This is a genomic window from Bacillus sp. AFS018417, from assembly GCF_002560985.1.
GTDB classification, from domain to species: Bacteria; Bacillota; Bacilli; order Bacillales; family Bacillaceae_G; genus Bacillus_A; species Bacillus_A rhizoplanae.
In genome coordinates, this window is the sequence record NZ_NTTM01000023.1 from 70,713 (window position 1) to 92,413 (window position 21,701).

Here is a 21,701-nt window from a genome sequence, read left to right on the forward strand (position 1 = left end):
CTTATTTTACACCTACTGCATCATACGCTTTCGTTACAGCATATACCGCATCAGAGTTTTGACCATATAAATCTGTAGCCGCTTGAATGGCAGCTTGACGCATCATGCCAAAGTTTGAGTTTGCAGTTAAATATTTTGTAAGAGCGCGGTAATAAATTTTCTCTGTCGCTGCGCGTCCAACACCATTTACAGTAACACCGTAATGTGTGCCACCTTCAGAAACTAAGTATGCAGCTTTGTTATTAATGCTGCTGTTAATATGAACACCGCCATTATCAACCGTTCCTGTGTAGCGTTTACTATAATGATCTGGATAACCTTCAGTTGGTTTTAATGGATTTGGAAGAGCAGCAGGATTGCTTAAAGAACGCAGTGCATCTCCCGCTTTATCTGGCGTATAAATATCTTCTCCCATCTCCCAATCATCACGATCGACCATCGCACCCATAATATCAGATAACGATTCATTTAATGCACCAGATTCGTTTTTATACTCTAGATTTGCGGAGTATTCTGTTACTGCATGAGTCAGCTCATGCGCAATAACATCAAGTCCAGCTGATAGTGGAATGAATACTTTTCCATCACCGTCTCCATACATCATTTGGACACCATTCCACGCTGCATTATTCCAATTCTCCCCGACATGAACAGAAGAAATTAACTTCGCTCCTTCGTTATCAAAGGAATTACGCTTAAATGTTTTCTTATAATAATCGTATACTTTCTCAGCGTTAGCATGCGCATCAACAGCTGCTTTATCTTCAAAGAACTTGTTTTTACTTTCAATTTCATAACCTGTATATCCAAACCATTGTGACAATATGTTAAATATAAATTCATTCATATTTTTCGCATCGAATGTATGAACACCTTGTCCACGCGTGCCATCAAATAATTGAAAAGCGCCTGTTTTTTCATTTTGTGATATTTCAAACGATGTTCGATTTCCTAATACACCATACCCAAATCCAGCCATATGATCAACTGCATTATACTTTTCAATCACATTACCATTTGTCGCGTCAACGAAATAATGCCAGTAGCCTGGTGCTGGATTTGAAACAGATGCTTTTACAAGATAGGAAAGATAATATTGTCCATCTTTTTCATATACATATAAATCTTTCTTAATCCCATCATAGTTGTCTACTTTTCCAATCTCTTTCTCAATATCAGCTTTTGTAATATTTACAGCCTCATCTTCTGAAATACTTGCATTTGCTGGAATATTTTTATTTTCTAAATTCGGGATAACTTGTCCGAAAAATGCTTTCACATTATTATCTTTATCAATTGCTACTGTTTGATCAGAGCCATATACAGGAACACCATTATATTTTTCAATAAGCTTCACATGCGTTGTTCCCGCTTCTGCGTCTTTTTCTTCTCCAACGATTTCAAAATGTTTCTCCATATTTCCTGCTAATTTAAACATGTCTTTCTTACTCTTTAAATACTCAAACACCGTTTCTTTTTTATCTAATCCTTCCGGTGCTTTCCACTCTTCCCCAATATAAGATGGTGTCTGAAATTCTTGATTGTATTGAACTTTTTGCTCTGCTGCATATGTACGTGACGTACCAATTGTCGCAAATCCCCCTAAAGCTAGAGATAAAGCTAACGTTGAAGATAATACCTTCTTTTTCAAAAACAACACTCCCCATCCCCTAATGTTTTGACACTTTTATACAATTCTAGAGATAATAGTAATAACCTCCCGTTTAAATTTTAGAAAGTTTCGACAGAAAATTCATACAAAAAAAAAGAGCAGCGCTATCTATAGACGCTACTCGTGGCATATTTTTATTAACGGGCAGTAAGCCCCCTCACTGTTGAAAGTTTCACTTAATTATTGTTTCTTCATCTCAATTACTAAATAATGAGCTGTTTCTGCTGCTTGAATGTGGATATCTTCTTCAATGACTTCTGCTGCATCTCTCATCACTAACGTTTCACCATTCACAATGCCGCTTCCTTCAATTTGAACCAAATAAGCTTGACGCCCTTCACCAACTGGGAATGTAATCTCTTTTCCTTTTTCTAAAGCAAGAGAGTACAGATTTGCATCTTGATGAATTTCAATCGGTGCGCCGCCATCAATTGGCGAAACCATGTGGAACCATGTATTCTCACGTTTATTCCAATCAAATTTAAATTCACCGTAATTTGGCGTATGGCCAGCACGGTCTGGTAAAATCCAAATTTGCAGAAGACGCAATGTTTCATCTCCTAAGTTGTGCTCACTATGGAAGACACCTGTTCCAGCACTCATATATTGCACATGACCGCGCTCAATTGTCCCACGGTTTCCCATACTATCTTGGTGCGTTAATGCCCCGTCCACTACATAAGAAATAATCTCCATATCACGGTGTGGATGCGTATCAAATCCTGTTTGTGCTGCTACTAAATCATCATTAATTACGCGAAGTGCACCAAATCTCATATTATTTGGGTTGTAGTAATCTGCAAATGAAAAATGAAAATGTGTATTTAACCAACCGTGATTTGCTCTTCCCATTTGTTTATGATCAATTTTTTTGAACATATCCTTCACCTCATTTTATCTCGAATTCGAGATATTTATTTAAAATTTTTATGATTGTAATTTACGAAGTAATGCTAGCAGCTGTTTCTGTTCCTCGCGATCCAACTTGCAAAATTGCGCTGCTTGAAATCTTTCTTGGGGCGGAACAACTTCTTCATACAGTGCTTTACCTTTGTCTGTTAAGGAAAGATATTTCGTTTTTCCGTCTTGCTCTCTTTGAATCAAATCAAGCTGCTCCATTTTACTCAAAAGCTGCGTAACGTTTCCTTTTGTAACGAAAAGCTTTTGACCTAATTCTTGCTGCGTTAAACGATCCCCTGTCCCAATTTGTACTAATACATCAAATTGTGCAGCAGACAAATCCCATTTTTTTAAATGCTGATTCGTTTCTCTAATACTTTGGTTGTAAAAGCGTGATAAACGAAACCATACTAATAAACCAAGTCGTTCATCTGTTTTCATTCCATCACCTCGCTAAGCTTTGTAACTATAGTTTAGAACTAAACTATAGAAATGTCAACTACTTTCTTTTTGTAAGTAAAACTAAAACATAGTGCCGGATTCACTATGTTTTAGTTTGCACACCTTCTCCTATATTCTCTCATCTTTCTCTTCGCAAACACTCTTGCATCCTTCTCAATCCACCGCTTTTCATACATTTCATTACCGACATATAATAACTTCCGTTCATGCTGCATATCATGCCGAAACTCATGCAACAATGTTTCCAATAAGCACTCATACTCCTCCCACATACAAACGAAAATTAAACGCTTTTCTTTATGATAAAATCCGTTCAGCGGAAATAAAAATTCTTCTTCCTCTTCTCCTAGTCGGACTAACACATCATTTGTTTCACACGTATCACAGAAAAATACAGATACCTCACGCCGTTCAATTAATGAGAACACATCCCTCTGCACTTGATTTATATCCCATGGAAAATCTTCATCAAGTACATACCATTCCCCAGCTTGTTGATATATCTTTTGAGATAGAAGCTGCATCTTCATTCTCCTTTCTATTTATTCTCTTTTATCTATATGTCACATTATCTCCTGTTTTAAACCTACACCTGCGTCACAAAATGTTTAAAATTATATATGCAAAATGGGTTGATTTTATACCATCTATTAGATTATAATAAATATAAATTAGTAATTGATACAAAATAAAAAAACGTGAAGGAGATTGATATTATGAATACTCAAGTTATTGAAGTGTTAAACAAACAAGTAGCAAACTGGAACGTTTTATTTACAAAATTACACAACTACCACTGGTACGTAACAGGACCTCAGTTCTTTACATTACATGAGAAATTCGAACAATTTTATACAGAAGCAGCTACGCACATCGATGAAATTGCAGAACGTATTTTAGCAATCGGCGGCAAACCAGTAGCAACGATGAAAGAATACTTAGAACTATCTTCTGTTCAAGAAGCAGCTTACGGAGAAACTGCAGAAGCAATGGTCGAAGCAATTATGAAAGACTATGAAGCAATGCTTCTTGAGCTCAAAAAAGGCATGGAAATCGCACAAGATGCAGACGATGAAACGACATCTGATTTACTACTTGGCATCTACACAGAACTTGAAAAACACGCATGGATGTTACGCGCATTCTTGAATCAATAAGAAAAACGGCAGCAGCTTAGCAATATATCGGCGCAAATGCATCATTTATCGGCGTTTTTTTTAATATAACGGCGATTCGACACAATATAAAGACCCTTCGACCACATTCGACAAATATCACACCAAAAAATCGAGCGGGACAATTCCGCTCGGTTTTTTATTTATTTATTTATTTATTTATTTATTTATTTATGTTAACTGCTTCCACTTATTCCCCATCACTGGTCGTTTGTACTCTTTCATTTTAGGAATTAACTCATTAGCCGTTTTTGCAGATACAAGCAATTCTTTATTCGATGGATTCATAAAGCCTTCCTCTGCTGCACGGTCCACCATTTGTAATAACGGTGTGTAGAATTCTGCAATGTTCAGTAAGCCAACAGGCTTTTCATGAATCCCAATTTGCGACCAGCATACCACTTCAAACAGCTCTTCAAACGTTCCATAACCGCCTGGAAGTGCAATAAATGCATCAGCAAGTTCACTCATTTTTGCTTTTCTCTCATGCATCGTTTCCACTTCGATTAGTTCTGTTAAATCTTGATGAACAATTTCTCCTCTAAATAATCCACGAGGCATGACACCCGTTACACGGCCGCCTAGCTCTAATACTTGATTTGCTACTTCTCCCATTAATCCAACACAAGAGCCTCCGTATACAAGCTCTATATTATTTTGAACTAGTATTTCTCCAAGTTGCCGAGCTTCTGCTTGAAACTCTGGACGCTCTCCAACATTCGATCCTGCAAATACACAAATACGCTTCATTACTCCACCCCAAAACTACATATTGTTATGCTACAATGTAATCATACTACATATTGGGAGGATGGGAAAAGGATGAACACGAATGAATTTCAAAGCTGGGTGGAACAATTTTATTATGAGCGGGGCTGGGCACAATATAATTCCTTTATTCGCGTTAATTTTTTAGCGGAGGAAGTGGGAGAAGTTTCTCGCGTCGTGCGTGCTATTGAAATTGGTCGTGATCGTCCAGATGAACGAAAAAAAAGCGAAGAAGAATTAACAATTGAATTAAAAGAAGAAATTGGAGATGTGTTAGGAAATCTTATTATTTTAGCGCAAAAATATAATTTAGATTTACAAGATATTATGGAAACGCATGTTAAGAAACTCTCCAAGCGATTCGAATATAAATGAGAATTATTTTCAATTATGATATGATTATATCGTAATAATATGAAAGGGGTCTTTTTATGTTATCTCCAAAATTACGTGAAGCACTAAATGATCAAATGAACTTTGAGTTTTACTCCGCCCATGTGTATATGGCAATGGCGGCTTACTGTACATCAGAAAGCTATGATGGATTTGCCAACTTCTTTCTTGTACAAGCAGAGGAAGAGCGTTTCCATGCAATGAAGCTTTACAATTATATTAATGATCGCGGTGAGCGTGCGATCATTACTGGATTCGATCATCCAAATAACGAGTACGAATCCATTTTAGCTGCTTTTGAAATCGGGCTCGAACATGAACGCGAAGTCACAAAACGAATTTATCACCTATCTGATATTGCTTGGGATGAGCGCGAGCATGCTACGATCACCTTCTTAAAATGGTTTGTTGACGAACAAGTTGAAGAAGAAGCATCTTTCGATAGCACCATTCAAAAATTAAAACGAATTACAAACGATTCAAATGCATTATTTATGTTAGATGCTGAATTAGAAAAACGCACGTTTACTCCACCAGCTGAGTAGTAGAGTAGAAAACTGAAACAGATGTCTTAGAGATGGCTTTGCCATCTCTTTTCTGTTCCAGCTTAGCTGGCACGCAAACAAAAAAAGCATAAATCAACCGCTTTCGTCAATTTATGCTTCTTACATTGTAAAATTGGAATAAAAAAACAGATATAACGCCCTGTAGGTTCGTAGATTATAGTCATTAAAATCGAATGCTTAATAATCATTTTTATGTTAACATAGGTGTATTACAGTATATAATATACTCAGTTGGTAGGCAAAGTCTTTTACTGGACAAGTCCATAAGCTAGAGGACGCAACTAGCCTTTTAAAATTTACTATTTCAGATTCGGTGATTACTTATAGTTCATTCGAATGTTGCAACGGTTTGAAAAGACATATTCACCGGCAATAGTAACTTTAAGAGCAGCTTGCCCTAAATCTTTGTGTAAATTTTTACAAATTTCCTCGAGTTGTTACGGACGAAAAAATCTTACCTGTAATGGGGAATCTTCTTTCATTCCCAAAAATTTAAGAAGTATTGCTATCGTAAAGGAGAATTGGAGATGCCAGAAACAATCACTCAAACAAAGCCTGAACAAGAATCATTACAAATTTCTGCTAGTCAAGGACAGCTTGATGTACTTGATCAGCTATTAAAGCCTGAAGTTCAAGAGTCTTTAACTACATTAGTAGAACAACTTCCAAAATTAACTGAGCTCGTTAACATTTTAACAAAGTCTTATGATTTCGCTCAAGCAGTCACTACTGATGAAGTATTAAAAAATGATACTGTTGGAGCAATCCAAGAACTTGCAGAACCTGTAAAAGATACAGTGAAAGCCATTGCTGCAACTGCTATCGAAGCGAAAGATCGCGCTGAAGAAAGCAACGAAGTTATCGGTCTTTTTGGCCTTTTAAGAATGCTAAAAGATCCGCAAGCACAAAAAATGTTTCGCTTTGTAAACGCTTATCTTCAAATTACTGCAGAACGCAATCATAAATAATTCTTTCTTACACAACAATTAGTAAAGACGGGGGATATCATACTATGTCAAAACAAATTGTCATCTTAGGTGCTGGTTATGGCGGACTTCTTGCAGCTTTAAATGTACGTAAACATTACAGCAAATCAGAAGCACAAGTTACAGTTATCAACCAATATCCAACACATCAAATTATTACGGAACTACACCGCCTTGCAGCAGGAAATATTTCTGAACAGGCAATTGCTATGCCATTAGAAAAACTTTTCAAAGGCAAAGATATCGATCTTAAAATCGCAACAGTTGAGTCATTCTCAGTTGATAGCAAAGAAATTAAACTAGCTGGTGGCACTACTTTATCTTACGATGCACTTGTAGTTGCTTTAGGAAGTAAAACTGCTTACTTCGGTATTCCAGGACTAGAAGAAAACAGCATGGTATTAAAATCTGCTGCTGATGCAAACAAAATCTACAAACACGTTGAAGACCGTATTCGTGAATACGCTAAAACGAAAAACGAAGCTGATGCTACAATCTTAATCGGCGGTGGCGGATTAACTGGCGTTGAGCTAGTTGGTGAACTTGCTGACATTATGCCTAAACTTGCAAAAAGCCACGGCGTAAATCCAAAAGAAGTTAAACTTCTTCTTGTTGAAGCAGGCCCAAAAATCCTTCCAGTATTACCTGACCATTTAATTGAACGTGCAACTACTAGCTTAGAAGCACGCGGCGTTAAATTCTTAACAGGTCTTCCTGTAACAAACGTTGCTGGCAATGAAATCGACTTAAAAGACGGTCAAAAAATCGTTGCTAACACATTCGTTTGGACAGGCGGCGTACAAGGTAACCCATTAATCGGTGAATCAGGTCTTGAAGTAAACCGCGGCCGTGCAACTGTTAACGAATACCTTCAATCTACTTCTCATAAAGACGTATTCGTTGCTGGAGACAGCGCTGTTGTCTTCGCTCCAGACGGCCGTCCATACCCACCAACTGCACAAATCGCTTGGCAAATGGGTGAGTTAATTGGATACAACTTATACGCAGCACTAGAAGGCAAAGCATTCGAAGAGTTCGCACCAGTAAACTCTGGAACACTTGCAAGTCTAGGACGTAAAGATGCTGTTGCTACAATCGGAGCAAGCTCAACTCCACTTAAAGGCTTACCAGCATCATTAATGAAAGAAGCAAGTAACGTTCGTTACTTATCACACATTAAAGGATTATTCAGCTTAGCTTACTAATCTGAATGATAGCCCGAATCATGTTTATCTATGATTCGGGTTTTTATTTGGTCAAAATTCTCTACATAACTTATTCAACAAGAAAGTGACATACACCTTTTGAAATCTCTAAATATACTGTCTACTTTGTTACGATTTTGTGTATTGTAAATAATCTATGTACTCCTCTTTCTTTTTAACATGCTTCCAAAAGAATTCCCCTTCTTCAATCAGACCAGAAGGTGGATAAGGAGGGGTTACTCACACGGTAAAGAGCAGTTCGCCATGCCTAGGTGGGCACAGAGGTAGTAGAGTAGAAAACTGTACGTGAGGCATACCGTCCTCCTTACCCCGAGGGATTCTTCGATGTTGCATTTCCAAGTTCTTCACATCTTCCATGGTCTTCATCTATTAACTCCAGGCTCGACTTCCCTTTCTCCTATTGCTAGGGTGCTCTTGACGAGGCGGCAAGGTTCACTTTATGTTACGGTCTGCTAATTCGCTCGCACTTCTAGTAAGAAGTTACTTTGTCACAGGGCTTCAATCTTAGAATTTCTCGCCCGATTGCCTGTCAATTACTAGGCGACTTGATTCTTACCTAGACCGGACTTTCACCAGTGAGCAGTGTCCAGCTTAGCTGGGCACGCAACAAAAAAAGCAATGAGCCCGCTGCTCATTGCTTTTTTTCTTTTTTATAGCATTACCCCAACGATAATTGCTGATAACACACTTACTAACGTTGCACCGTATACAAGTTTTAATCCGAAAGAAGATACAACGTTTGCTTGTTTTGCATCGATACTCTTCGTTGCACCTGCGATAATTCCGATAGATGAGAAGTTCGCAAATGATACAAGGAATACAGATAAAATACCAATTGTACGAGGTGTTAAATGAGCTGCTGCTTTTCCTAAATCAAGCATTGCAACGAATTCGTTTGTTACTAATTTTGTTGCCATAATTTGTCCAGCTGTTACCATCTCAGATGATGGAATACCCATGATGAACGCTAATGGTGAGAACACATATCCTAAGATCGTTTGGAATGTAATACCGAAAATAGAATCAAATAGACCGTTAATTGCTGCCATCAATGCAATGAATCCGATTAACATCGCTGCTACTGTAACTGCAATTGAAAATCCTAACATAATGTACTCGCCTAGCATTTCGAAGAACGTTTGGTGCTTGTCCTCTTGTAACTCTAAAATATCCTCTTCTTCACTTACATCGTAAGGATTTAAAATGTGAATGATAATAAATCCGCTAAATAAGTTTAAAACAAGTGCTGTTACAACATATTTAGGATCAATCATTTTCATGTAAGAACCAACGATTGACATAGATACTGTTGACATAGACGATGCACATAGCGTATATAAACGATTTTTTGGTAACTTGCTTAGTTGATCTTTAACTGTAATAAATACTTCCCCTTGACCAACAATTGCCGCTGCTACTGCATTATAAGATTCTAGTCTTCCTAAACCATTTACTTTACTTAATAAAAATCCAACCGCTTTAATAATAACTGGTAAAATTCTAAGATGTTGCAGAATTCCAATTAACACCGCTAAGAAAATAATTGGAAGTAATACAGAAAGGAAAAACGTATATTCTCCTTTATTTACAAGCCCGCCAAATACAAAGCTAATTCCAGCGTCCGCAAATTTTAAAATTGCACTAAATCCGTCAGAAATTCCTTTAACTAAATAATATCCAATCTGTGTATTTAGTAAGAAATATGATAATCCTAATTGAATAACAAGCATTATAGCAATTGGCTTATATTTAATCTTTTTCCGATCAGTACTTACAAGAAACGCTAGGAAAAATACAGCAATTAATCCTACAAGAAACATAACAAATTTCATACGTGAATCCTCCATTTTTTTCGTTTCATCTATTATTCCCTATTAGTTGTTGAACGATAGACGTCTGACAATTCAGATTAAAAAAATAAGTACCTCTAAAAACAATTTACCGCCTACACCAGTAAGCGTTTGCATTATGCAAATTTATATACTACTACATAGTTCATGTGGAATATGAGAATGATATCATTTTGTTCTATCCATAAGCAAATTGTAAGCGTTATCTTTCAGAAATGCAATATATTTTTTAAAGGGAAAAATAGCCAAAAAAAGAACATAGAATCTTTCTTCTATGTTCTTTTTGTACCACTAACCTACTTGTTTTTCTTTTCCAGCAACTGAATCTTCCCAGCATTCCGCATTCTTTAATCCTGGGATAGAGCTTGCATGGAATACAGGGTCTTTCCCTTGCTTTTTCTGCTTCACATAGTCTTTAAGTGCAGCAAATGCAAATTTACCAAGAAGTGCAATTGCAATTAAGTTTGTGATTACCATGAAGCCCATGAATAAATCAGCCATGTCCCAAACAATTTGTACAGCTGCAACAGAACCGAACATAACCATTCCAACTACCGCAATACGATATGCCGTTAACCAAGTCTTGCTCGTTTTAATAAACTCAATATTTGTTTCACCATAATAATAGTTTCCTAGTAGAGAACTAAAAGCAAATAAAAAGATAATAATCGCTAAGAAACCACTTGCCCAAGATCCGACTTGTGAACTTAACGCAACTTGTGTTAATTCAATACCTGTTAAACCTGGCGTTTTGTAAGCACCAGAGCATAGTACGATAAATGCTGTAGATGTACATACTAAAAACGTATCAACTAATACACCAATCGTTTGAATATATCCTTGCTTCGCAGGGTGAGATACGTTCGCTGTTGCTGCTGCATTCGGTGCACTACCCATACCTGCTTCGTTCGCAAATAAACCACGCTTAATACCCATCATAATTGCAGCACCAACGCCGCCGCCTACTGCTTCTTGTAAACCAAATGCACTCGTGAAGATTTCTGTAAATACATCTGGAAGCAATGTGATGTTTTTAATAACAACAAACAATGCAATTCCAATATATACAATTGCCATTGGTGGCACAATCAGTTCTGACATACGTGCAATACTCTTAACACCACCGAAAATAATAACTGCAACTAAAAGAGAAAGTGCAATTCCAACTATATAACGATCAAGACCAAATGCATTCTTAAATGCAAGTGTAACTGTGTTCGCTTGTACTGAGTTGAAAATCAGTCCATAACTAATTGTAATTAAGATTGAGAACACAATCCCCATCCAACGCTTATTTAAACCTTTTTCCATATAATAAGCTGGACCGCCGCGGAACCCGCTGCCATCTTTTATTTTATAAATTTGTGCTAATGTGCTCTCTACAAAACTTGAAGACGCCCCAATAAGCGCAATTAACCACATCCAAAATACCGCACCTGGACCTCCCAAAGAAATCGCTAGTGCTACACCTGCTAAGTTTCCGATCCCAATACGGGCCGCAGAACTCATACAGAAAGCTTGGAAAGAAGAAACGCTTCCTTTTTTACGCGTCTTTCCTGTCAATCCATCCGTCATTAAACGCATCATTTCCCCTAGATGACGAATTTGAACGAATTTAAGTTTAAAAGAAAAATAAAGGCCTAAGCCAATTAACATGGCAATAATAACATAAGTCCATAGAATATTATTCGTTACTCCGATGAATTTTTCTAAAATGTCAATCATATTGTCCCCTCCCTTTTTTTCACATAAATTGAATTGTATCCTAAAATCGTTCAAAAATCAACAATTTTCGACAAAACAACAATTCCATATAAACTTATCTCGTTAATTCTCTAGTTTCCTTACAAATACTCAATAATACAAACGCTTCCATAAAAATAATTCATGTTAGCTTTTCTGACATTAAAATATAACTTACATAAAAAAAGCGCAATCCTTTTCTGAAAGAATTGCGCTTTTTTATATGATTTTTGTTTTCTTTTCTCTATTATTCGGTTAACAGCCTAAGATTTTATTAAGAAATATTTTCAAATCTACGATAAATTATTAGACTGTTAAAAAATAGCATTAGACTGAAAAAGTGATCGGAATGTGATACCCCAAATTGGGGGTGTTTTATGTCTTTTGCGAAAGTAGCAAGTTCCACAGTTTCCGTTTCACTCGTTTACTACAAAGGCAAGAAAATTACACAAGGTTTAATAATATCGTTTTCGTACGATTATCCACTACTTCATAATAAATTTCTAACCCTTTTCGAGTGCCCGAAACGATTTTAGCAGCTTTCAACTTAGCTAAATGTTGACTAATTGTACTTTGAGGCATTCCCAATTTTTCATACATTGTTGTTACATTCGTAGGGCCTTTTGTAAGCATGGTTTCTACTAAGCATAAACGAACAGGATGTGCTAATACCTTTAATACTTCAGCAATATCTTCATATTTTTCTATCATATTCCTTCTCTCCTCTTTATATATAAATATTGTGTTTATAACGTTCCACTATATTATTCGAAAGGATATGTGATTTTATGTCCGTCGTTTTTAAAAAAATTTTAGAAATTAAAAAACCCAACGTTTCATGCTACCTCGAATCGTTGGGTTTTATACTTACCTTTTCTTTTTAGAAGGTGCTGGCGCTTCCCAATTCACTAACAAATCAGGACTCGTTTTCTCTTCTCCTCGTTCTAAAAGAACTGTGGCATCTTGAATTGCAGGAGTACCTTTATATTTAATAGCTTGTAACTTCGAAAGGTTTGCAACAACTTTAAAACTAAATTCTCCTGCTTTTGTTGCCTTTGGAATTAAAACACGAAATTTTTCTCCTACATTAAACTGTGTTTTTGCTTCGCCATTTTCATTCACAAACTTTACGCCTTCAGGTGCATTCGTTGCTTGCACTTGGTACGTACCTTTTGTCGCATTTGTTTCAACTGTATACAAATTGGTTTCAAAGAAATCGTCTTTTAACGTTGCTGTTTGCTTTTCTGTTGGAGTTACATTCATCGTAATCTCTTGCACTTCTTGGCTGCTCTCCGCTTTTGCAACAATTTCTTTCATTGCTTTTCCTACATTTTTATTGCGATGCTCTAAATCATTAATATCGATTTGCTTCAGCGCATTCCATACAGCTAACTGCGTTGCATAATGCGCTTCTTCCCAAGTCGATACACCGAGCTCTTGCGGACTTTTTACCGGATATCCATTGAGTAATACACGGTATACCCCAATATCTGCTTTTCCTATTTCAGGTAAATCCTGACCGCTTGGTGATTTTAAATGCACATTTAAACAAAAGGCAATTTTTCCATCTGCTGTTTTAATGAGCTCAGTTCGAATTGGTTTCTTTAAAGATTTACTATAACTCCAATCCATTTGATACTTCGTATGATCCATCACTTCTGCGAATGCCTTCCCAAGCGGAAAAACGAGATTTGTTATGATGAATAGCGCGCTCACGAAGGCAATCCAGAACTTATACGGTTGTTTTAAAATCATGCTTACAGCCCCTTTTTAGATTATAATAAAGAAAATAGCAAATTTAATATGTTTAGTATTTAATTACGGGGCGTTTTTATACATGCTATTTCATGCAAAGTAAATGATCCGTATAGTAATGATTACATGTAATTGGGTGAAACTAGGAAGAATACATAGTAATTCTTAATGCATATGAGATGGACGGTGATTACAAATAGAACAGCACTTAACTTATATCATTTCCCATTATGGATATTTCGGACTGATCATTGCTTTAGTTGGAGGAATTATCGGATTACCGATACCCGATGAAACTTTATTAACTTTTGTAGGGTACTCTATATTTCAAAAAAAGATGATATTTTCTCTTGCCTTACTAACTGCATGGGTTGGCTCTTCAATTGGCATTACACTTAGTTATATATTAGGAAAAATACTTGGACTTCCCTTCTTAAAGAAATTTGGTCCTAAACTGCACATTACAGAAAATAAAATCGCTCGGACACGAACTCTCTTTCAAAAAATTGGTCCACCTTTATTGATTTTTGGTTACTTTATTCCGGGAGTTAGGCATGTTACCGCCTATTTAACTGGTATTTCCCGTTTGAGCTTTCGGAAATTTTGCCTTTACGCTTACACGGGAGCATTCATATGGAGTTTCACTTTTATTAAATTAGGAATGATATTCGGGAAAGATTGGCATCTAATCGGCCATTCCATTCACCGTTATGCTTCTATATTATTATTGGTGTTACTCGTTCTCGCGCTTTTCGTTTTGGTTTTTCTATATGTGCGCAATAAAAAAGCAAATGCGAAGCGATGCACATGAAGTTGAGGAAAAGAAAAGGAACTAAAACCAAAGAAAAAACACCTCCTCAATACGGAGGTGTTTTTTTACATGAACTTTTCGTGATTATTTATGCGTTTTATTTGGCTTTTTTTTGCCTGGATTCCCATTGCCTTGACGCTTTTTATTTCTTTCAGCTTTTTCCTGTGTATCGTGCAATTTCTCTACAAAATTACTTGTGTTGTCCACTAAAGTAGCCTCCTTGATTATCGTTCCTTTGTTACTATAACCAATTGCATGTCAAATCATGAAGTATGGTTTTACTTTAATTTAATCTGAACTGGCGGCAATGTCTTATCAGGGTGAAACGGCGACATCTCCACTTCTAATACATAATCCTTCAAGCTGAAATTCTTCACGCCATACTCTCCGTCCAATTGAAACGTTGCTTGAAACTGCATTTTTTCCTTGTCTAATACTTTCACAGTACTTCCCTTTATAACGTGAAACTCCTTATCTATATAAGCCGAATCCTTCATCTTCTTAAGACGGCTCAATTACTTTCTTCCTATTTTCCTTGTTAACCAAAATGGACTGTACAGAAGATAAAAGCTTACAATCATCATTAACTCCAGCGAGAGAAGATACCATGGCCACGGTCCGAGATAATCTAAAAGAGAAGCGCTTTTGGGCTTTTTCATGATATACAGATAGTTCGCTCCTAACCACTTATCAAGAAAAAATACGCAAGCTGCATAAAGGTTAACAATGAGAATGGTCACCCACATAGAAGGAATGGTCGGTCGATATTTGCAGACCGCCACCATAAACAAACATGCTACCACCACTCCTCCATGCGAAACAAAAAACTCGATGTATCGAAAATGGGGAAACGAAAATTTTCCAAGATCAGGTGTAAGGATAGCTTGAATAGAACTGCTTAATCCCGCAAAATACATAAATTGAAAAAGTCTGTAGCTCCTCGTCAGTAACATCACAATAGCCAAAATGACAGCTAAATCACTAAGTTGAAGCGGCAAAGCCGTTTTAGGCGACCAAGCATTCTCATACACGAGCCAGAGATGATTAAGAACTTCAAAAGCCAATAAGAGAAACGCTAGAGAGAAACGAAAAAGTCGTTCTCTTCCCTGCTCTTGAATCTGTTTTCTAAAAACAAACAGAAGAATACTGAGGGCTAAAATGATTCCAAGCGTCAATAAGTGCTCCCTGGAAAAAAGACGAAACGGATCCAATTTTGAATGAAATTGAAAATATTTTTGCATATCAATAACTCCATTATCTGACATAATTTTATACGTGAGTATTCCTAGTTTAGGACAAACTCTTCTAAGTCTATACCCCCTTCTTTGTTATCCATTTTTTCACCAAAATGGATAGTTCATAGACATGTCGTGAACTACCCAACAACTTTTAAATAAAGTGAAACTTCCGTCANNAGTTATCCCCCATCTATCTTCTTTGCTTCTCTCTGAATCTTAAGGTGGGGGTCTTACTGCCCGTTAATGCGGGATAAAATTTTACTTTCATTTTTTACTTATAAAACCTTACGAAACTGTCACCTTTATGTAAGGTTATTAAATAGTTACTTTCCTGTTTCAATGTAATAATAAAAGCATAAGAAACAATCATAAATTTTTAAAGATTATAGGAGAGTGTCGGTAATGATCGTAACAACAACTTCTGTTATTCAAGGAAAAGAAATTATTGAGTATATTGATATTGTAAATGGTGAAGCAATTATGGGGGCAAATATCGTACGTGACATATTCGCTTCTGTTCGTGACGTTGTCGGTGGCCGTTCTGGTGCATATGAAAGTAAATTGAAAGAAGCACGTGATATTGCGATGGAAGAAATGAAAACTCTTGCGAAACAAAAAGGTGCCAATGCAATTGTTGGTATTGATGTAGACTACGAGGTTGTTCGTGACGGAATGTTAATGGTTGCCGTAAGCGGTACAGCTGTACGTGTGTAAATATATATAAGAAAAAGCACCTCAATTAACGAGGTGTTTTTTCTTATATATAAAGTGAAACTTCCATTCATACTTTTAAACTCTTTATCCCGCCGTTACAATCGGTAATGTAATAATAAACCGAACTATCCCATTCTCATATTCTGCTCGAATTTCTCCGCCCTGCAGCTCCACAATACTTTTCGCAATCGCAAGACCAAGTCCCGAACCTTCTGAGACCCTACTTCTTGATTGATCTTTTTTATAAAAGCGTTCAAATACGTTCTCAAGCTCTTCTTTTGTAAATTCTTCGCTATGATTTTCAACAGAAATGAAAATATTGCGACGCTGCTTTTGAAGTGAAACTGTAATTTCTCCCTCATCTTTACTATATTTAATCGCATTCATTAATAAATTATCAAACACACGGACAATTTTTTCCGAATCCAAGGCAGCGTATAGACGCTCTTCAGGAAATTCCTTCACAAACGAAAGATTATGTTCTTCTGCTTGGGGTACAAGTTCTTCGATTAATTGATCAAGAAGTTCGTTTACACATACTTCTTGCTTTTCTAATGTGATTTTCTCATTTGTTAGCTTTGTGTACTCAAATAAATCTTCTATTAAATTCTTTAACTGCTCCGACTTTGAAAATGCAACTCTTACATACTCATCATATTGTTCTTTATTTTCATATTTGGCATCACGGAGCAAACGCAAATATCCCATAATAGAAGTAAGCGGTGTTCGTAAGTCATGTGATACATTTGTAATCAATTCACTTCTTTGCTTTTCAATTTTCCGTTCTTTTTCAATATTCACCATCAGCTCTTCTGCCATATGATTAATATTTTCTGTTAGTAAAGCCATTTCATCTTGTCCCTTTTCCTCAATCCGATATGCTAAGTTTCCCTTCGCGATTTCTTTCACTCCTTGTGCCATCGCTTCAATTTGCTTCATCTTTCGCTTCGTTATATAGAAGAAAGAAAAGATAAATACGATAACGCCAATAAGAAATGGAAAAGGCCCTTCCGTCGTACTATATACAACATCCCCTCTTGGAATGCCACCTACGAACATATATAAATTTTTACCTTCAATTGTAACTGGATAAAAAGTGATAAATTCTTTATGCAAGTCCTCAATTTCTCCTGAACCATTATTATCAATTGGACGGTTAATCGCAAAAGACATCACATTTCGAATTGTATCGTGCAGGTTAATTTGCTCTTCCTCTGCTTGTTTTGTTTTATACAAAACCTTACCAGTTTCATCTGTAACTAGCACTTTTAAAGCATGCTGCCCATGTTCTGCATTTTGATTTTCCATATCAATCATGTTTTGCAACGCATCTACTGTATTTTCTCTCGCTATTGTCTCTGCTGTGTGCTTTGCTTCCTCATTAATTTCCTCCATACCACTGCTATAATCAATTACCGCATGTTGATTTGCTTTTTCAAAAAATGGAGCTGATAATCTCGTTACAAAAAAACCTAACAAGGCACAAAAAATAAACGTAGTAATTAATTGAATCCTAATGCTACGACGAACTTCATTTATCATTTTATTTATTAACATTTTTATCTTTTTATTCATATAATAAAATGGTTTAAATATCTTTTTCAATCTTATACCCCACTCCCCACACTGTTTTTATATAACGAGGTTTCCTTGGATTTTCTTCTATCTTCTCACGTATTTTCCGAATATGTACCATCACAGTATTATCAGATTGAAAGGGTTGTTCATTCCATATTCGCTCATAAATTTGATCCGCACTAAATACCATCCCGGGATTCCTAGCAAGTAACTCTAAAATCGAAAACTCCCTCGGTGTCAATTTCACTTCTTCCTCTGCAACAATCACCTCATGTGTTGCAATATTCATTTTCATATCCCCAATTTCAATTTCATTTTCGTTTTGTATAAAGCCTCCGCTCATTTTCATATATCTGCGAAGCTGCGATTTAATTCGCGCAATTAATTCTAATGGATTAAAAGGCTTTGTTACATAATCATCTGCTCCGGTTGTTAATCCTAAAATCTTGTCCATGTCTTGTGTTTTAGCAGACAACATAATGATCGGCATCTCAGCCACTTCTCTTACTTTCATACACATATGAATACCATCTACTTTCGGCATCATAATATCCAATACAACTAAGTGCACTTGATGTTTCTTTATTAGCTCTAATCCCTCTGCACCATCCCTGGCCTGTAATACTTCATATCCTTCATTTTTTAAATAAATCGTAATGAGATCCCTAATTTCTTTCTCATCATCTACGACAAGTATTGTTTCTTTGCTCACAATAGCCCCTCCAACATTTTCAGCCTATCAAATCTTCATTGCATGATTCCTTTGATTCTTTCCTTATAACGATCTGTTCTTTTCGATGTCTATATAAATAAGAAATACCGAATGCAGCAGCGATAGCTACTCCAAAAAACACACCATACTTAGTTGTGAGTTCTACAATACTCTCTATGTTTCCTCCAAAAATAAATCCAATTATAAAGTATAACAATGTCCAAACAAATCCTGTAATGTATGAGTACTTGGCATACGTTTTAAATGGCATATTATTGATTCCAACTAAATAAGGCACAATATGTCTCACTACTGGTATGAAATAGCTTGTTACCAAGGCATAACGTCCGTATCTATTCAGTAGTTCTTGTGATTTTAAAAGATACTCCATCTTCTTCTTTTTCATGAGTGTATCAAGAATTTTCGAACCAAATATTTTTCCAAGTATATATCCTAAAGAGAGTCCTGACACAACACCTAAGTACGTTAACATAAAAGCTGGAATTGGTTTTAATATCCCCATCGATGAAACAAATCCACCACTCATCACAACCATTTCATCAGGAATTGGCATCCCAATAATCCCTAACCATAAACAAAAAAACAAAGCACCGTAACCGTAATGTTGAATATATAATAACAATTCATGTAAGTCCATTTGCTACAGTCCTTCCTTGTTCTTTTCCACAGCTAAACACATAAGCTGGCGGGAAATTGAACCATACCTTTTTGAGTGATATCGCTGGAAAGAAACTTTGGATAAATGCTCTCTTTACGAGCGAATATTGAAATGTTATGAATTCACCGTGTTCTTGTAATGCTTCCATAACATTGCTTAAAATACGTGACGATACTTCCGCCGGTAAAGAAGTAAACGGTAATCCAGATAATACATAGTCAATTTTATCTATATTTAACTCTTCGATGTACACTTGAATATTTTCAGCTGATCCATGTACAACAAAAACGCTTGAATCATCCTCAAACTGTTTCTGTAAGTCTTTGAAAAACACTTCATTAATTTCAATAAGAATCAATATAGTATGTTTCTTTTTTCTCTTCATTATTTCTCTTGTAAAAGATCCTGTTCCAGGCCCTAATTCGACAATATATTTCGCTTCTTCAAAATTGATAGTATCTACCATTTTTTTCGCTAATATTTTCGAGCTCGGAGCAATCGCCCCAATGTTTTTCGGGTCCTTTATAAACTCAGTTACGAATGTAATCAATCGCATGAAATATCTCCTCGCTTACTCAGTATTGTGCAAGATGGCTCTAAGTATAAATATGTTTTTTTCAAGCAGAAAGTGCAGCGGCTTGCAATACTCTGTACTTTCATTCTGTATTAAATAGTATAAATATCGTTTCTTAAAAAATAGCGAGGAGGTTTCTTAAGTTTTTCTTAAGAAAATAAAAATGCCCCAAAACGAAAAAGATACTACTTTTTCGTTTTGGGACACATATTTACTTTACCTTTTTAAATGAAACAATAGAATAGGAACGGATGTATCCGTTCCTATTAAAAAAACATATTTATATTGTATTACTTCGCAGGAAGTGCCTCCATTACACCCGCAACTTCTGCAACAACAATTTGGTTACCTAAAATTGGTGATTCTTGCTGTGCTTCTTGAGAACCTGACTCTGGTCTTTTATGTGCTTGTTTAAAAGCATCACTATTTTTCCAGTTCATAAAGCTCTCCATATCTTCCCAGTACGTATTTACACTTATTTCATCATGCTCAGTTAAGTTTTGTGTAAGTAAAATTTCAACTTTCACAAATCCTTCCATTTTTTGCAATGCACCAGGACGAGTGAATGCTGGAGCCATCTTTTCTGCAAATCCTACTTTTGTTTTAATTCTGTTTGTAACAACGATCATCTTCAAAAACCTCCTTAATATTTTGGAAACTTCTTCGAATTGAATATCTGCATTACATATATACTTTTTTCATTCATCCTAATGCTAGAATGATCTCTGTTTCTATTTTCTTGCTAAATAACACTTAGCTTGCTCTAGTTTATCGTCTTCCATTCGGTAGACTTTGTCACAGTATGCAAGCATTCGTTCATCATGTATTACCATAATGGTTAATTTCTAAATGTTACTTCTTTTGCTATAGTTGGACGACTTCATAGACTCTCTAAATATCAAAGCTTACTCTCGATTCATCTACTAAAATAGTAGAAGGACTGTCCATGACAGTGCGAGAAATAATATAAGTCACCCCTTTAGTTTTAAAATAATTAGTCACGTGTGACTAATTAAGATTATTATATACACAACAATTTTATTAGTCAACCGTGACTAATAAAAAGCTGACTATAAATTATATTGTTCTATTTAGATCAATTATATCAACGGGATATGCAGCAGAAACGCTCACGTAAATAACAAAAAAGAACCTACTATACACAGAGGTTCCCTTGTCTTTCGCATTATTGAAGTTAGTTAGAACTAAGCGTTTGAACAGTTTTTTCAAGAAACGCAATTTCTGCTTCTAACATTGTTATTTTATGTTCTATTGCCAGGTTGACTCCAATCCTCATCTCATGAGCTGGAGTTTGTTTAAAAATATGAATGAACTTCTTATTTTTATTTAATCGTTCCTCTAGAGCAGGCAACGATTTTTCTAATGGCAGAAAATCAATAAACATTAATCCTATATCGCCTTGATAATTGACACTCTCGGCTGATGATAAGTTGTCCAATAACAATTTGTAAAAATATTGCTTACCATTTTCATTAATAGAATATACCTTGCGCGATGGTCTGTTTCCTTCTTGTTCCAATTGAACATCAATGTATCCCTTTTTATTGAGTTTATCTAAAGTTGCATAAGCAGTAGGTTTTTTCATATCTGTAACTGTACTTAAATTTCTTTCAATAAATTCATTAATTTGATATCCATGCTGACTTTGGCTCATAAGCAAACCAAGCAGGACGAGCGAGCGCTGTTCCATAGAAATCATCCTTTCTAAACCATATTATAGCCGATGATGTACATGAGAACTAGACAATAACTCAATTACTTGGATTGGTATCAATTATCATATTATGAAGAACCCGCACTTATCTCCTTGCGATCTTGAAGTGGGGTTCTTCATGTATCTCCTCAGATGCTTAACATGAGCAAAATTGACACAGCTGC

25 protein-coding genes are annotated in these 21,701 nt (G+C 36.0%); 7 read left to right on the forward strand and 18 right to left on the reverse strand.

The features are described from left to right. Position 1 precedes the first annotated feature (1 nt). From CN326_RS10205 to CN326_RS10220, 4 genes are all read right to left on the reverse strand, one after another. Positions 2-1,651 carry a M4 family metallopeptidase gene (locus CN326_RS10205; RefSeq protein ID WP_098308953.1) on the reverse strand — a complete coding sequence of 550 codons (1,650 nt, stop codon included), beginning with the start codon at positions 1,649-1,651 and terminating at the stop codon, positions 2-4. A gap of 201 nt (positions 1,652-1,852) precedes the next feature. Next, positions 1,853-2,551 (reverse strand): pirin family protein, encoded by a 699-nt coding sequence (locus CN326_RS10210; RefSeq protein ID WP_098308906.1) that lies wholly within the window; start codon positions 2,549-2,551, stop codon positions 1,853-1,855. Between the two features lie 48 nt (positions 2,552-2,599). Then, positions 2,600-3,013, reverse strand: coding sequence for a MarR family winged helix-turn-helix transcriptional regulator (locus tag CN326_RS10215; RefSeq protein ID WP_098308908.1), 414 nt, complete (start codon positions 3,011-3,013; stop codon positions 2,600-2,602). Between the two features lie 110 nt (positions 3,014-3,123). Further along, the gene (locus CN326_RS10220) at positions 3,124-3,558 is read right to left on the reverse strand and encodes a DUF3920 family protein (protein WP_098308910.1); all 435 of its coding nucleotides are present in this window, start codon (positions 3,556-3,558) and stop codon (positions 3,124-3,126) included. A gap of 192 nt (positions 3,559-3,750) precedes the next feature. Here CN326_RS10220 and CN326_RS10225 point away from each other — a divergent pair, with 192 nt between their 5' ends. Then, positions 3,751-4,191, forward strand: coding sequence for a Dps family protein (locus CN326_RS10225; protein WP_098308912.1), 441 nt, complete (start codon positions 3,751-3,753; stop codon positions 4,189-4,191). 189 nt (positions 4,192-4,380) lie between these two features. On the opposite strand, the gene CN326_RS10230 is transcribed toward CN326_RS10225, so the two are convergent. Then, entirely contained in the window at positions 4,381-4,959 is a 579-nt protein-coding gene (locus tag CN326_RS10230; protein WP_098308914.1) for an LOG family protein, read from the reverse strand. 72 nt (positions 4,960-5,031) lie between these two features. Here CN326_RS10230 and CN326_RS10235 point away from each other — a divergent pair, with 72 nt between their 5' ends. The 4 genes from CN326_RS10235 to CN326_RS10250 all read left to right on the forward strand — a co-directional run bounded on the left by CN326_RS10235 (position 5,032) and on the right by CN326_RS10250 (position 8,127). Beyond that, the gene (locus CN326_RS10235) at positions 5,032-5,352 is read left to right on the forward strand and encodes a MazG nucleotide pyrophosphohydrolase domain-containing protein (protein ID WP_098308916.1); all 321 of its coding nucleotides are present in this window, start codon (positions 5,032-5,034) and stop codon (positions 5,350-5,352) included. Between the two features lie 56 nt (positions 5,353-5,408). After that, complete coding sequence (locus CN326_RS10240; protein WP_098308918.1) at positions 5,409-5,915, forward strand: ferritin; 507 nt, start codon at positions 5,409-5,411, stop codon at positions 5,913-5,915. 548 nt (positions 5,916-6,463) lie between these two features. Beyond that, complete coding sequence (locus tag CN326_RS10245) at positions 6,464-6,904, forward strand: DUF1641 domain-containing protein (RefSeq protein ID WP_098308920.1); 441 nt, start codon at positions 6,464-6,466, stop codon at positions 6,902-6,904. A gap of 44 nt (positions 6,905-6,948) precedes the next feature. Continuing rightward, positions 6,949-8,127 (forward strand): NAD(P)/FAD-dependent oxidoreductase, encoded by a 1,179-nt coding sequence (locus CN326_RS10250; RefSeq protein WP_098308922.1) that lies wholly within the window; start codon positions 6,949-6,951, stop codon positions 8,125-8,127. A 671-nt stretch (positions 8,128-8,798) separates the two neighbouring features. Here CN326_RS10250 and CN326_RS10255 read toward each other — a convergent pair. The 4 genes from CN326_RS10255 to CN326_RS10270 all read right to left on the reverse strand — a co-directional run bounded on the left by CN326_RS10255 (position 8,799) and on the right by CN326_RS10270 (position 13,496). Beyond that, a complete protein-coding gene (locus CN326_RS10255) occupies positions 8,799-9,980 on the reverse strand; it encodes a NupC/NupG family nucleoside CNT transporter (protein WP_098308924.1) in 1,182 nt (393 codons plus the stop codon). Between the two features lie 309 nt (positions 9,981-10,289). Beyond that, on the reverse strand, positions 10,290-11,720 hold the full coding sequence (locus CN326_RS10260) for an alanine/glycine:cation symporter family protein (protein ID WP_098308954.1): 1,431 nt from the start codon (positions 11,718-11,720) through the stop codon (positions 10,290-10,292). Between the two features lie 465 nt (positions 11,721-12,185). Beyond that, the gene (locus tag CN326_RS10265) at positions 12,186-12,452 is read right to left on the reverse strand and encodes an ArsR/SmtB family transcription factor (protein ID WP_098308927.1); all 267 of its coding nucleotides are present in this window, start codon (positions 12,450-12,452) and stop codon (positions 12,186-12,188) included. Between the two features lie 156 nt (positions 12,453-12,608). Then, positions 12,609-13,496, reverse strand: a complete 888-nt coding sequence (locus CN326_RS10270) for a thioester domain-containing protein (RefSeq protein ID WP_098308929.1) — start codon at positions 13,494-13,496, stop codon at positions 12,609-12,611. Positions 13,497-13,692: 196 nt separating this feature from the next. Between CN326_RS10270 and CN326_RS10275 the strand changes: the two genes are divergently transcribed. Further along, positions 13,693-14,307 (forward strand): DedA family protein, encoded by a 615-nt coding sequence (locus tag CN326_RS10275; RefSeq protein WP_098308931.1) that lies wholly within the window; start codon positions 13,693-13,695, stop codon positions 14,305-14,307. An 84-nt stretch (positions 14,308-14,391) separates the two neighbouring features. Here CN326_RS10275 and CN326_RS10280 read toward each other — a convergent pair whose 3' ends face one another. From CN326_RS10280 to CN326_RS10290, 3 genes are all read right to left on the reverse strand, one after another. Further along, positions 14,392-14,514, reverse strand: coding sequence for a DUF4023 domain-containing protein (locus CN326_RS10280; protein WP_098308933.1), 123 nt, complete (start codon positions 14,512-14,514; stop codon positions 14,392-14,394). 71 nt (positions 14,515-14,585) lie between these two features. Next, a complete protein-coding gene (locus CN326_RS10285; RefSeq protein WP_253630822.1) occupies positions 14,586-14,822 on the reverse strand; it encodes a hypothetical protein in 237 nt (78 codons plus the stop codon). After that, on the reverse strand, positions 14,823-15,548 hold the full coding sequence (locus CN326_RS10290) for a YwaF family protein (protein ID WP_098308934.1): 726 nt from the start codon (positions 15,546-15,548) through the stop codon (positions 14,823-14,825). A gap of 399 nt (positions 15,549-15,947) precedes the next feature. Here CN326_RS10290 and CN326_RS10295 point away from each other — a divergent pair, with 399 nt between their 5' ends. Next, entirely contained in the window at positions 15,948-16,259 is a 312-nt protein-coding gene (locus CN326_RS10295) for a heavy metal-binding domain-containing protein (protein WP_098308935.1), read from the forward strand. A gap of 84 nt (positions 16,260-16,343) precedes the next feature. On the opposite strand, the gene CN326_RS10300 is transcribed toward CN326_RS10295, so the two are convergent. The 6 genes from CN326_RS10300 to CN326_RS10325 form a co-directional block, all read right to left on the reverse strand. Further along, on the reverse strand, positions 16,344-17,864 hold the full coding sequence (locus tag CN326_RS10300; RefSeq protein WP_098308936.1) for a sensor histidine kinase: 1,521 nt from the start codon (positions 17,862-17,864) through the stop codon (positions 16,344-16,346). Beyond that, complete coding sequence (locus CN326_RS10305; protein ID WP_098308937.1) at positions 17,848-18,549, reverse strand: response regulator transcription factor; 702 nt, start codon at positions 18,547-18,549, stop codon at positions 17,848-17,850. The genes CN326_RS10300 and CN326_RS10305 overlap by 17 nt, the downstream gene beginning before the upstream one ends. Positions 18,550-18,568: 19 nt before the next feature. Then, on the reverse strand, positions 18,569-19,207 hold the full coding sequence (locus CN326_RS10310) for a DedA family protein (protein ID WP_098308938.1): 639 nt from the start codon (positions 19,205-19,207) through the stop codon (positions 18,569-18,571). Beyond that, positions 19,194-19,784 carry a class I SAM-dependent methyltransferase gene (locus tag CN326_RS10315; protein ID WP_098308939.1) on the reverse strand — a complete coding sequence of 197 codons (591 nt, stop codon included), beginning with the start codon at positions 19,782-19,784 and terminating at the stop codon, positions 19,194-19,196. Before CN326_RS10315 ends, CN326_RS10310 begins: the two co-directional genes overlap by 14 nt. A 308-nt stretch (positions 19,785-20,092) precedes the next feature. Then, on the reverse strand, positions 20,093-20,431 hold the full coding sequence (locus CN326_RS10320; protein ID WP_098308940.1) for a heme oxygenase: 339 nt from the start codon (positions 20,429-20,431) through the stop codon (positions 20,093-20,095). Between the two features lie 566 nt (positions 20,432-20,997). Beyond that, entirely contained in the window at positions 20,998-21,513 is a 516-nt protein-coding gene (locus tag CN326_RS10325; protein WP_098308941.1) for a PadR family transcriptional regulator, read from the reverse strand. Positions 21,514-21,701 lie beyond the last annotated feature (188 nt).

Bases quoted from the DNA above. Each gene is read 5' to 3' on its own strand.
- CN326_RS10210 (WP_098308906.1), bottom strand. From the start codon at position 2,551: ATGTTCAAAAAAATTGATCATAAACAAATGGGAAGAGCAAATCACGGT.
- CN326_RS10215 (WP_098308908.1), bottom strand. From the start codon at position 3,013: ATGAAAACAGATGAACGACTTGGTTTATTAGTATGGTTTCGTTTATCA.
- CN326_RS10220 (WP_098308910.1), bottom strand. From the start codon at position 3,558: ATGCAGCTTCTATCTCAAAAGATATATCAACAAGCTGGGGAATGGTAT.
- CN326_RS10225 (WP_098308912.1), top strand. From the start codon at position 3,751: ATGAATACTCAAGTTATTGAAGTGTTAAACAAACAAGTAGCAAACTGG.
- CN326_RS10230 (WP_098308914.1), bottom strand. From the start codon at position 4,959: ATGAAGCGTATTTGTGTATTTGCAGGATCGAATGTTGGAGAGCGTCCA.
- CN326_RS10235 (WP_098308916.1), top strand. From the start codon at position 5,032: ATGAACACGAATGAATTTCAAAGCTGGGTGGAACAATTTTATTATGAG.
- CN326_RS10240 (WP_098308918.1), top strand. From the start codon at position 5,409: ATGTTATCTCCAAAATTACGTGAAGCACTAAATGATCAAATGAACTTT.
- CN326_RS10245 (WP_098308920.1), top strand. From the start codon at position 6,464: ATGCCAGAAACAATCACTCAAACAAAGCCTGAACAAGAATCATTACAA.
- CN326_RS10250 (WP_098308922.1), top strand. From the start codon at position 6,949: ATGTCAAAACAAATTGTCATCTTAGGTGCTGGTTATGGCGGACTTCTT.
- CN326_RS10255 (WP_098308924.1), bottom strand. From the start codon at position 9,980: ATGAAATTTGTTATGTTTCTTGTAGGATTAATTGCTGTATTTTTCCTA.
- CN326_RS10265 (WP_098308927.1), bottom strand. From the start codon at position 12,452: ATGATAGAAAAATATGAAGATATTGCTGAAGTATTAAAGGTATTAGCA.
- CN326_RS10270 (WP_098308929.1), bottom strand. From the start codon at position 13,496: ATGATTTTAAAACAACCGTATAAGTTCTGGATTGCCTTCGTGAGCGCG.
- CN326_RS10290 (WP_098308934.1), bottom strand. From the start codon at position 15,548: ATGCAAAAATATTTTCAATTTCATTCAAAATTGGATCCGTTTCGTCTT.
- CN326_RS10295 (WP_098308935.1), top strand. From the start codon at position 15,948: ATGATCGTAACAACAACTTCTGTTATTCAAGGAAAAGAAATTATTGAG.
- CN326_RS10310 (WP_098308938.1), bottom strand. From the start codon at position 19,207: ATGGACTTACATGAATTGTTATTATATATTCAACATTACGGTTACGGT.
- CN326_RS10315 (WP_098308939.1), bottom strand. From the start codon at position 19,784: ATGCGATTGATTACATTCGTAACTGAGTTTATAAAGGACCCGAAAAAC.
- CN326_RS10320 (WP_098308940.1), bottom strand. From the start codon at position 20,431: ATGATCGTTGTTACAAACAGAATTAAAACAAAAGTAGGATTTGCAGAA.
- CN326_RS10325 (WP_098308941.1), bottom strand. From the start codon at position 21,513: ATGGAACAGCGCTCGCTCGTCCTGCTTGGTTTGCTTATGAGCCAAAGT.